The organism is Mycolicibacillus koreensis, assembly GCF_002104795.1.
Lineage (GTDB): Bacteria > Actinomycetota > Actinomycetes > Mycobacteriales > Mycobacteriaceae > Mycobacterium > Mycobacterium koreense.
The window spans coordinates 152,896-162,188 of the sequence record NZ_NCXO01000002.1; the positions used below are offsets into that span (position 1 = coordinate 152,896).

At 71.0% G+C, this 9,293-nt stretch carries 11 protein-coding genes; 6 read left to right on the forward strand and 5 right to left on the reverse strand.

All coding sequences use genetic code 11. From position 1 onward, the window contains the following. Positions 1 to 7: 7 nt before the first annotated feature. The 5 genes from rplF to rplO are packed head-to-tail and all read left to right on the forward strand — an operon-like array spanning position 8 to position 2,252. Positions 8 to 547, forward strand: a complete 540-nt coding sequence (rplF, locus tag B8W67_RS01755; RefSeq protein ID WP_069392761.1) for a 50S ribosomal protein L6 — start codon at positions 8 to 10, stop codon at positions 545 to 547. Positions 548 to 549: 2 nt separating this feature from the next. After that, positions 550 to 954: a 50S ribosomal protein L18 gene (gene rplR / locus B8W67_RS01760; protein ID WP_085301985.1), complete on the forward strand. Its 405-nt coding sequence runs from the start codon at positions 550 to 552 to the stop codon at positions 952 to 954. Between the two features lie 28 nt (positions 955 to 982). Beyond that, a complete protein-coding gene (rpsE, locus tag B8W67_RS01765) occupies positions 983 to 1,624 on the forward strand; it encodes a 30S ribosomal protein S5 (RefSeq protein WP_084228915.1) in 642 nt (213 codons plus the stop codon). Positions 1,625 to 1,626: 2 nt separating this feature from the next. Then, positions 1,627 to 1,809, forward strand: coding sequence for a 50S ribosomal protein L30 (gene rpmD / locus B8W67_RS01770; protein WP_069392758.1), 183 nt, complete (start codon positions 1,627 to 1,629; stop codon positions 1,807 to 1,809). After that, a complete protein-coding gene (rplO, locus tag B8W67_RS01775) occupies positions 1,806 to 2,252 on the forward strand; it encodes a 50S ribosomal protein L15 (protein WP_085301987.1) in 447 nt (148 codons plus the stop codon). Before rpmD ends, rplO begins: the two co-directional genes overlap by 4 nt. A gap of 73 nt (positions 2,253 to 2,325) precedes the next feature. Here the strand turns inward: rplO and B8W67_RS01780 are convergent, their stop codons facing one another. Further along, positions 2,326 to 3,555 carry a serine hydrolase domain-containing protein gene (locus tag B8W67_RS01780; RefSeq protein WP_069392756.1) on the reverse strand — a complete coding sequence of 410 codons (1,230 nt, stop codon included), beginning with the start codon at positions 3,553 to 3,555 and terminating at the stop codon, positions 2,326 to 2,328. A gap of 7 nt (positions 3,556 to 3,562) precedes the next feature. Beyond that, positions 3,563 to 4,492, reverse strand: a complete 930-nt coding sequence (locus B8W67_RS01785; RefSeq protein WP_085301989.1) for an LLM class flavin-dependent oxidoreductase — start codon at positions 4,490 to 4,492, stop codon at positions 3,563 to 3,565. Positions 4,493 to 4,522: 30 nt separating this feature from the next. Between B8W67_RS01785 and sppA the strand changes: the two genes are divergently transcribed. Continuing rightward, entirely contained in the window at positions 4,523 to 6,316 is a 1,794-nt protein-coding gene (gene sppA / locus B8W67_RS01790; protein WP_085301991.1) for a signal peptide peptidase SppA, read from the forward strand. A 6-nt stretch (positions 6,317 to 6,322) separates the two neighbouring features. Here sppA and B8W67_RS01795 read toward each other — a convergent pair whose 3' ends face one another. The 3 genes from B8W67_RS01795 to B8W67_RS01805 are packed head-to-tail and all read right to left on the reverse strand — an operon-like array spanning position 6,323 to position 9,165. Next, positions 6,323 to 7,240 carry a class I SAM-dependent methyltransferase gene (locus B8W67_RS01795; RefSeq protein WP_085301993.1) on the reverse strand — a complete coding sequence of 306 codons (918 nt, stop codon included), beginning with the start codon at positions 7,238 to 7,240 and terminating at the stop codon, positions 6,323 to 6,325. Then, a complete protein-coding gene (locus tag B8W67_RS01800) occupies positions 7,221 to 8,186 on the reverse strand; it encodes a class I SAM-dependent methyltransferase (protein ID WP_085301994.1) in 966 nt (321 codons plus the stop codon). Before B8W67_RS01800 ends, B8W67_RS01795 begins: the two co-directional genes overlap by 20 nt. A gap of 10 nt (positions 8,187 to 8,196) precedes the next feature. Then, entirely contained in the window at positions 8,197 to 9,165 is a 969-nt protein-coding gene (locus tag B8W67_RS01805; protein WP_085301996.1) for a class I SAM-dependent methyltransferase, read from the reverse strand. Positions 9,166 to 9,293: the final 128 nt, after the last annotated feature.

Below are 9,293 nucleotides of genomic sequence, written 5' to 3' on the forward strand. Positions count from 1 at the left end.
AGAAGATATGTCGCGAATTGGTAAGGATCCGGTGCTGGTGCCGGCGGGCGTCGATGTCACCATCGACGGCCGGCACGTCTCGGTCAAAGGTCCCAAAGGAGCTCTGGAGCTGAACGTCTCGGAGCCGCTGGGCGTCTCCCGCAACGACGACGGCGCGATCGTCATCACCCGCCCCGACGACCACCGGGACAACCGGGCGTTGCACGGGCTGAACCGCTCGCTGGTGGCCAACCTGGTCACCGGGGTGACCCAGGGCTACACCACCAACATGGAGATCCACGGCGTGGGTTACCGCGTGCAACTCAAGGGCTCCAACCTCGAGTTCGCTCTCGGTTTCAGTCACCCGGTGGTGATCGAGGCCCCGGAGGGCATCACCTTCGCGGTGGAGTCCCCGACGAAGTTCTCCGTCTCCGGTATCGACAAGCAGCAGGTCGGTCAGATCTCGGCGGTCATCCGTCGGCTGCGCCGCCCCGACCCCTACAAGGGCAAGGGCGTGCGCTACGCCGGCGAGCAGATCCGCCGCAAGGTCGGAAAGACAGGTAAGTAGTCATGGCGCAAACACAGCCAGCCACCGACTGGAAGCCGGTGGGGCAGAACATCTCCGCAGCGCGACGGGTCGCCCGCAAGCGTCGGCACGCCCGGTTGCGCAAAACCATCTCCGGCACCGCGCAGCGTCCGCGTCTGGTCGTGCACCGGTCGTCGCGGCACATTCACGTGCAGCTGGTCAACGACCTCAACGGCACCACGCTGGCCGCCGCGTCGTCGATCGAACCCGATGTGCGCGCCGTGGACGGCGACAAGAAGGCCCACAGTGTGCGGGTCGGACAGTTGATCGCCGCGCGGGCCAAGGCCCTCGGCGTCGAGTCGGTGGTCTTCGACCGCGGCGGCTACAGCTACGGCGGACGGATCGCGGCGTTGGCCGATGCCGCCCGCGAGGACGGATTGAACTTCTAATGACGATCAGCTACGGAAGGACCGCATGATGGCGGAGCAGCCGAGCGGCGCGGGCGCGCCGAACACCGGTGGTGGCCGCGGCCGTCGCGACGGTGGCCGGGGCGGCCGGGACCGGGACGACAAGAGCAACTACCTGGAGCGCGTCGTCGCGATCAACCGGGTCTCCAAGGTGGTCAAGGGTGGCCGCCGGTTCTCCTTCACCGCGTTGGTGGTCGTCGGTGACGGCAACGGCATGGTCGGTGTCGGCTACGGCAAGGCCAAGGAGGTGCCCGCCGCGATCGCCAAGGGTGTCGAGGAAGCCCGCAAGGCCTTCTTCCGGGTGCCGATGATCGGGGGCACCATCACCCACCCGGTGCAGGGCGAGGCCGCGGCCGGGGTGGTGCTGCTGCGCCCGGCCAGCGCCGGTACCGGTGTGATCGCCGGGGGCGCGGTGCGTGCGGTGCTCGAATGCGCCGGCGTGCACGACATCCTGTCGAAGTCGCTGGGCAGCGACAACGCGATCAACGTGGTGCACGCCACGGTGGCCGCGCTGAAGATGCTGCAGCGCCCCGAAGAGGTTGCGGCCCGCCGTGGTCTGCCGATCGAAGACGTCGCGCCGGCCCGGATGCTGCAGGCCCGGCGGGAGAGCGAGGCGGTGGCCGCCTCGACAGCCAGCGAAGGAACCGCATAGCCATGGCAGAACTGAAGATCACCCAGGTGCGCTCCACCATCGGTGCCCGGTGGCACCAGCGGGAGAGCCTGCGCACACTGGGGTTGCGCAAGATCCGCCAGACGGTCGTCCGCGAGGACAACGCCCAGACCCGCGGTCTGATCAAGGCGGTCCACCACCTGGTGAATGTTGAGGAGGCATCATGACGCCGATCAAGCTGCACGACTTGGCGCCGGCCCCGGGGTCGAAGACCAAGCGCATGCGGGTGGGTCGCGGTGACGGCTCCGGCAAGGGCAAGACCGCCGGGCGCGGCACCAAGGGCACCAAGGCCCGCAAGAACGTGCCGGTCACCTTCGAGGGTGGCCAGATGCCGATCCACATGCGGTTGCCCAAGCTGCGTGGGTTCCGCAACCGGTTCCGCACCGAGTACGCCGTGGTCAACGTCGGCGACCTGGCCCGGCTGTTCCCGTCCGGCGGGACCGTCGGGGTCGACGAGCTGGTGGACAAGGGTGCGGTCCGCAAGAACACCTTGGTCAAGGTGCTCGGCGACGGCAAGGTGAGCGTCAAACTCGACGTCACCGCCCACAAGTTCTCCGGCAGCGCCCGCGAGAAGCTGACCGCCGCCGGCGGATCGGCCACCGAACTGTAGGTCCCAGCGACCCGCGAGCAGACGCAACAGCCCCCCGCACGCCCGGCGTGCCGGGGGCTTTCGCGTCTGCGGGTCAGGTCTGCGCGCGAGCACCCAGCGCGTCGGCGAACAGGGCTTGGCGCACAGCGAGTTCGCGGGGATCGCTCCAGAGGTGGAAGCCCATCCGGTTCATCACATAGGCGAACCCGGTGCCGGTGTCAGGGTCGGCGAACCCGAACGATCCGCCGAGGCCGGGTGTGCCGAACGCCGCATCGGAGGAACCGAACCGGAAATGCGGCACCGGTTTGCAATAGCCCAGCGAGAAGGCCGAATCCACGTGGAGCACCTTGTCGCGCGGACCGCCGCTGGGCGTCGGCGCCGGGGTCGCCAACTCGGCGAGCGTCGCGGCGGTCAGCCCCAGCTCCCGGCCTCCCGTGGCGGCGCACCCGTAGGCGCGCGCCACCGCATCGGCGGTGCCGATGCCGTTGGCGGCCGGGATCTCCACGGTGCGGATCTCCTCGCGGTTGAAGTCGCGCGTCGGGTCGATCCCGGCGATGATGTTGGCCGCGCGCCCGGTCAAGCCGAACGGGTTCAGCAACGCCAGCACCAGCCGCGGCGGCAGCGCCCCCAGATGCAGCAGCGCGGCGGCGCGGTGCCAGCCGTGCAGGTGGGCGACCCGGTCGCGATCGACCTGGGGCGGCAGGCCGATGTGCAGATCCAGCCCCAGGGGCGCGGCGACCTCGTCGGCGAAGAATCGGCCCAGGGTGCGCCCGGCCGGGTCGGCGTGGCGCAGCAGCTCGGACTCGTACCAGCCCAGCGTGATCGCGTGATAGCCGTGCCGGGTGCCCGGCGGCCACGCCGGGGCCTGGGCGGCCAGCGCATCGGAGAGCCGCTGGGTATCAGCCAGGTCGCTGACCTGCAACCGCGTGTCGAGTGCCGGCAGGCCCGCCTGGTGGGCCAGCAGCTGGCGCACCGTGATGTCGGCCTTGCCGGCCCGGGCGAACTGCGGCCAGTAGTCGGCGACGCGGGCATCGTAGTCGAGCAGACCGCGGGAGGCGGCCACCGCCAGCGCCAGCGACGAGATCCCCTTGGACGTGGAGTAGAGGTTGACGACGGTGTCGGGACGCCACGGTGCACGGGTCCGGCCGTCACGGTAGCCACCCCACAGGTCGACGACCTTGCGCCCGTTGCGATACACCGCCACCGCCGCCCCGATTTCCGCGCCCCGGGCGAAATTCGCCCGGAACGCATCGGCGACCGGGCCGTATCCGTCGTCGACGTCGCCGTGGACAGCGTCAGCAGGAACCGGGGTTTTACGGGGCATCCCGCGGTTATAACAGCTGCGGCAGCACCTCGGCGGCCAGTTGTTCCATCTGGTCGTGATCCTCGGGCACCCCGGCGCCGACCGGGTTGAGCACGACGGTCTCGGCGCCGGCGTCGATGACCGCGGCCAGCCCGCCGGCGACATCGGCGGCGGTGCCGGCCACCGCGACGGCGGCCGCATCGCGCAACCGGCCCCCGTAGATCCGGTCGATTCCGGCGAGCACCCGCTGCCGGGCGCGGTCCGCGTCGGCGTCGACCGTCACATACACCCGTTTGCCGATCCGGAACCCCGACCCGTCGCGACCCTGGGCGGCCAGTTCCCGACGCAGCACACCGACCTGCTCGGCGAACGCGGCCGTCGTCGCCGAGCCGGCACCCATGAACCCGTCGCCGTGGCGAACCGCGCGCGCCAGGGCGGCGTCGGCGTGCCCGCCGAACCACAGCGGGGGATGGGGACGCTGGATCGGTTTGGGGGCGATCGCGACGTCCTCGAGCTGGCGGAAACGCCCGGTGAAGCTGATCCGCGGATCCGGCGACCAGGCCGCCTTCATCAGCTCGACGCCCTCGGTGAACCGGGCGATGAACGTGGCGCGCTCGACACCGAACGCCGCGAAGCGCCGCGACGGGCCGCCCGTGCCGATGCCGAGGTCGAGCCGGCCGCCGCTGAGGCGGTCGATCGTGGTGGCCGCCGCCGCCAACTGCAGCGGGTCGTGGACGGTGCTCACCAGCACCGCCACGCCCAGCCGCAGCCGCTCGGTGCACGCCGCGGCGTAGGCCAGCACCTCCAGGGGAGCCAGTACCGGGGCCGCGCCGAGCGCCTGCTCCAGCGTCCAGCCGCCCTCGAAACCCAACGCTTCGGCGCGAGCCAGATAGGACCGCAGCGCCGGAGCGTCGTCGCCGGTGAGGTCGAACTGCGGGATCGAGATGGACCATCGCACCTCCTCACGCTACGTCGGTAGGCTCAGACCATGTTCTCCTTGCTGCCCGACCTGCCCGGCGCCGATGAACTGCGCGGGGTGCTGCGCCGTGTGGACACCGCGCGCCACCGAGGTGTGCCCGACGGTTGCGTGCTCGAACTCGACCTGCAGGCGGTGCCGCGGGAGACCAGCACCTTCGACCCGCTGGCGATCCTCAGCGCCGGCGGGCGCCCACCGGTGCTGCGCGACGTCGTCGACGCGCTGTACCGGGCCGCCGAAGACCCGAGGGTCGCCGGACTGATTGCGCGGGTGCAGCTTCCGGCGGCCACCGCCGGACCGGTGCAGGAACTGCGGGACGCCATCGCCGCATTCAGCGCCGCCAAGCCGTCCCTGGCCTGGGCCGAGACCTATCCGGGGACGCTGTCGTACTACCTCGCCTCGGCGTTCGGTGAGGTGTGGATGCAGCCGTCGGGGACCGTCGGCCTGATCGGATTCGCCACCAACGCACTGTTTTTGCGCAGCGCCCTGCAGAAGGCCGGTATCGAGGCGCAGTTCGTCGCTCGCGGTGAATACAAATCCGCCGCAAACCTTTTCACCGAGGACGGCTACACCGAGGCGCACCGGGAGGCCGACACCGCCTTGGTGGAGAGTCTGCACGCGCAGGTGCGCGACGCCGTGGTGCAGTCGCGCGGCGTGACCGCCGAGGCGCTGGACGCGTTGGCCGACCGGGCGCCGCTGCTGCGCGACGACGCGGTGGAAGCAGGACTCGTCGACCGGATCGGGTTCCGCGACCAAGCCTATGGCCGTATCGCCGAACTCATCGGCGCGCCAGGGATTTCCGCCGACAGCGGTGATCCCGACAACGATGCGGACGCACCGCCGCGGCTGTACCTGTCGCGCTACGCCCAGGCGAATGCGCCGCGTCCGGGACTGCCGAGCCTGCCGGGCCGCAAACCCAAACCGGCGATCGCGGTCGTCACCGTCGCCGGTGGCATCGTCAGCGGCCGCGGTGGGCCCCAACCGTCCCCGCTGGGACGGGCCAATGCCGGCGGCGACACGATCGCCGCGGCGCTGCGGGAGGCCGCCGCCAGCGAGGAGGTCGCCGCGATCGTGCTGCGGGTGGACAGCCCCGGCGGGTCGGTGACCGGGTCGGAGACCATCTGGCGTGCGGTGGCCAAGGCGCGCGAGGACGGCACACCGGTGGTGGCCTCCATGGGCGCGGTCGCCGCGTCGGGCGGTTACTACATCTCGGCCGGCACCGACGCGATCGTCGCCAATCCCGGAACCATCACCGGTTCGATCGGCGTGGTGACCGGCAAACTCGTCGCCCGCGACCTCAAAGAACGCCTCGGCGTGGGCAGCGACACCGTGCGCACCAACGCCAACGCCGACGCCTGGTCGATCAACGCCCCGTTCACCGCCGAACAGCAGGCCCAGGTGGAAGCCGAAGCCGACCTGTTCTACACCGATTTCGTGCAGCGGGTCGCCGAGGGCCGCAACCTCGCGGTCGACGCGGTGGACAAGGTGGCCCGCGGCCGGGTCTGGACCGGCGCCGACGCGCTCGCCCATGGCCTCGTCGACGAACTCGGCGGGCTGCGCACCGCGATCCGGCGGGCCCGCGTGCTCGCCGGCCTCGAACCCGACGCCGACACCCGCACGCTGCACTATCCGGGCTCGTCGCTGCTGGAGCTGCTGCGTCCACGGCCGTCATCGCAGCCGGCGGCGGCGTCGCTGAGCGAGGCCGCCGGTGGGCTGCTGATGCGGACCCTGACCGGCGTGGTCGACGAGATCGACCGCACCGTCAACGGTGCCAGTGTGCTGTGGCTGGGGGACCCGCGCCGCTGAGCGCGGTTACGCGCTCAGGGTGCCGTCGAGGTAGATGATCTCGCCCAGCGGATCATCGGTGTCCTCCAGGGAGGGCAGCGGGATGTCGTGGCGGGCGAAGAGTTCGGCGCGGGAGAGCTCGTTCATCGTCCAGCCGTGCTCGCGCAGGTACTCGGCGCCGTGGTGACGCTCGCCGGTGAAGATCAGGTCCCCCATGTCGAGGTCGAAGCCGTGTTCGCGGAACCGTTCTGAGGCTGCGCGGGCCTTCTCCGGGTCGAAATCCTTGAGACCGGGCACATATTCGGTGGCGATCGTGCTGCCCGGCGCCGACAGGGCCGTGATGTTGTCGAAGAGCCGGTCCTGAGCCTCCGGCGGCAGGTAGATCAGCAGGCCCTCCGCCACCCACGCGGTCGGCTCCTCGGGGTCAAAACCCGCTGCCCGCAACGCCGCCGGCCAATCCTCGCGCAGGTCGATGGCGACGGTGCGACGCGTCGCGGTGGGTTCGGCGCCGAGGTCGGCCAGGGTGCGGGTTTTGAACTCGATGACCGCGGGCTGGTCGATCTCGTAGACGGTGGTGCCCGCCGGCCATGCCAGCCGGTAGGCGCGCGCGTCGAGCCCGGCCGCCAGGATCACCGCCTGGCGCACCCCGGTAGCAGTCGCGGCCAGGAAGTAGTCGTCGAAAAACTTGGTGCGCAACGCGACCCCGTCGACCATCGCCTGCATCCGGTCGGCGGCGCCCTCTTCGACCGCGGCCAGGTCGAGTTCGCCGTCCATCAGCCGAGTGAAGAAGTCGACCCCGACCGCACGCACCAGCGGGGCCGCCAGCGGGTCGTCGATGAGTCCGCGAGGGTCGCGGGTGGCCATCGCGCGACCGGCGGCGATCATCGTCGCGGTGGACCCGACGCTGGAGGCCAGATCCCAGGTGTCATCGTCGGTGCGGGCCATCGGAATCTCCTTGGGTGAGGGTGGCGATGATCGACACCGAGTTACGCATCGAATCCACGGCATCGGAATCCGGGTAGCGGCGACCGTAGTCGGCGAAGACCTCCGGGCGGGTCCGGGAGCTGATCTGCCAGCCCTGATCGCGCAGATACTCTGCCGCCGGGGTGCGTTCGCCGGTGTAGAACAGCTCCGAGAGGTCGACGTCAAAGCCGTACTCACGCCACGCGTCGCTGATCACCTGGCTGCGCTGGCCGAGCGCCTTGCCCCCGTCGGGGTGGTATTCGGTGGCCAGACGGCTGCCCGGGGCCGACAGCGCGGTGATCGTGTCGAACAACTGATCCTGCGCCTGCGGCGGCAGATACGCCAGCAGTCCTTCCGCGCTCCATGCCGTGGGCACGGTCGGGTCGAAGCCGGCGGTGCGCAGCGCCGCCGCCCAGTCATCGCGCAGGTCGACCGCGACGGCGTGGCGCGTCGCGGTGGGTTCGGCGCCGAGGTCGGCCAGGGTGCGGGTTTTGAACTCGATGACCGCGGGCTGGTCGATCTCGTAGACGGTGGTGCCCGCCGGCCACGCCAGCCGGTAGGCGCGCGAGTCCAGCCCGGAGGCCAGGATCACCGCCTGGCGGATCCCGGCGTCGGCGGCGGCGGTGAAGAAGTCGTCGAAAAACCGGGTGCGCACCGCCATCATCGCGGTCATCAGCGCCGGCCCGTCGGCCGCGGGGTCGGCGGGGTCGGAGGGGTCGGAGGAGAAAGTGATCTCCCCGTCGACCACCCGGGTGAAGAACTCCACCCCGACCGCACGCACCAGCGGCGCGGCGAACGGGTCGTCGATGATCGCGTCGGGTTCGTCACTGGCCAGGGCGCGCGCGGCGGCCACCATGGTGGCGGTCGCTCCCACGCTGGAGGCCAGATCCCAGCTGTCTCCGGGCGTTCTTGAGTCGGTGCGTGACATTGGCTTCACCCTAAAGCGTGGCGGTGATGAAGTGCAGGTCCAAAAACCCGGGGTCGCCGGCGGGGTCTTCCCCGGGATCTTCCCCGGAGTCGCCCCCGGAGTCGCCCAAGGGCGGGAACCCGTGCTCGGCGAGCAGGTCGGTGACGGCGCGCGACTGCACCTGCCAGCCGTGCTCGTTGAGGTAGACGGCGGCCTCGGTGCGCTCCCCGGGGAAGAACAACCCGTCGGGGTCGAGGTCCAGGCCGTGGCGGCGCCACCCCTGCGCGGTGACGCGCATCCGCTGCAGCATCTTCTCCTGGCGGTCCGGGCCGGGAGCCGGGGTGTTCTCGGTGGCCAGGCGGCTGCCCGGGGCCGACAAGGCGGTGATGGTGTCCAGCAGCCGGTCCTGGGCGTCGGCGGGTAGATAACCCAGCAGTCCTTCCGCGCTCCACGCCGTGGGCGCCGTCGGGTCGAAGCCGGCGGTGCGCAGCGCCGCCGCCCAGTCATCGCGTAGGTCGACCGCGACGGCGTGGCGCGTCGCGGTGGGTTCGGCGCCGAGGTCGGCCAGGGTGCGGGTTTTGAACTCGATGACCGCGGGCTGGTCGATCTCGTAGACGGTGGTGCCCGCCGGCCACGCCAGCCGGTAGGCGCGCGAGTCCAGCCCGGAGGCCAGGATCACCGCCTGGCGGATCCCGGCGTCGGCGGCGGCGGTGAAGAAGTCGTCGAAGTAGCGGGTGCGCACCGCCATCATCGCGGTCATCCGCCGCTGATCGGCGCCGGTGCCGGTGCCGTCGGCGTCCAGGTCGGCGGCGGTGAGCTCCCCGTCGACCAGGCGGGTGAACACCTCCACCCCGACCGCGCGCACCAGCGGCGCGGCGAACGGGTCATCGATGATCGCGTCGGGTTCGTCGCTGGCCACCGCCCGGGCGGCGGCTACCGCGGTCGCCGTGATCCCCACGCTGGAGGCCAGGTCCCAACTGTCGTTATCGGTGCGTGCCATCACCGCCCCCTCTCTCCAAGTTATTTAGATACGGTAAGTATATGCGCACGGGGGCCGGTCGGTGGCCGGTGGGCGCCGGTGGCGGGCCAGCCGTTGTTCAAGACCGGGTCGGGGGGACTGTTACTCTC

Excerpts from the sequence above, each read along its gene's own strand:
- rplF (WP_069392761.1), top strand. The coding sequence starts at position 8 with ATGTCGCGAATTGGTAAGGATCCGGTGCTGGTGCCGGCGGGCGTCGAT.
- rplR (WP_085301985.1), top strand. The coding sequence starts at position 550 with ATGGCGCAAACACAGCCAGCCACCGACTGGAAGCCGGTGGGGCAGAAC.
- rpsE (WP_084228915.1), top strand. The coding sequence starts at position 983 with ATGGCGGAGCAGCCGAGCGGCGCGGGCGCGCCGAACACCGGTGGTGGC.
- rpmD (WP_069392758.1), top strand. The coding sequence starts at position 1,627 with ATGGCAGAACTGAAGATCACCCAGGTGCGCTCCACCATCGGTGCCCGG.
- rplO (WP_085301987.1), top strand. The coding sequence starts at position 1,806 with ATGACGCCGATCAAGCTGCACGACTTGGCGCCGGCCCCGGGGTCGAAG.
- B8W67_RS01780 (WP_069392756.1), bottom strand. The coding sequence starts at position 3,555 with ATGCCCCGTAAAACCCCGGTTCCTGCTGACGCTGTCCACGGCGACGTC.
- sppA (WP_085301991.1), top strand. The coding sequence starts at position 4,523 with ATGTTCTCCTTGCTGCCCGACCTGCCCGGCGCCGATGAACTGCGCGGG.
- B8W67_RS01795 (WP_085301993.1), bottom strand. The coding sequence starts at position 7,240 with ATGGCCCGCACCGACGATGACACCTGGGATCTGGCCTCCAGCGTCGGG.
- B8W67_RS01800 (WP_085301994.1), bottom strand. The coding sequence starts at position 8,186 with ATGTCACGCACCGACTCAAGAACGCCCGGAGACAGCTGGGATCTGGCC.
- B8W67_RS01805 (WP_085301996.1), bottom strand. The coding sequence starts at position 9,165 with ATGGCACGCACCGATAACGACAGTTGGGACCTGGCCTCCAGCGTGGGG.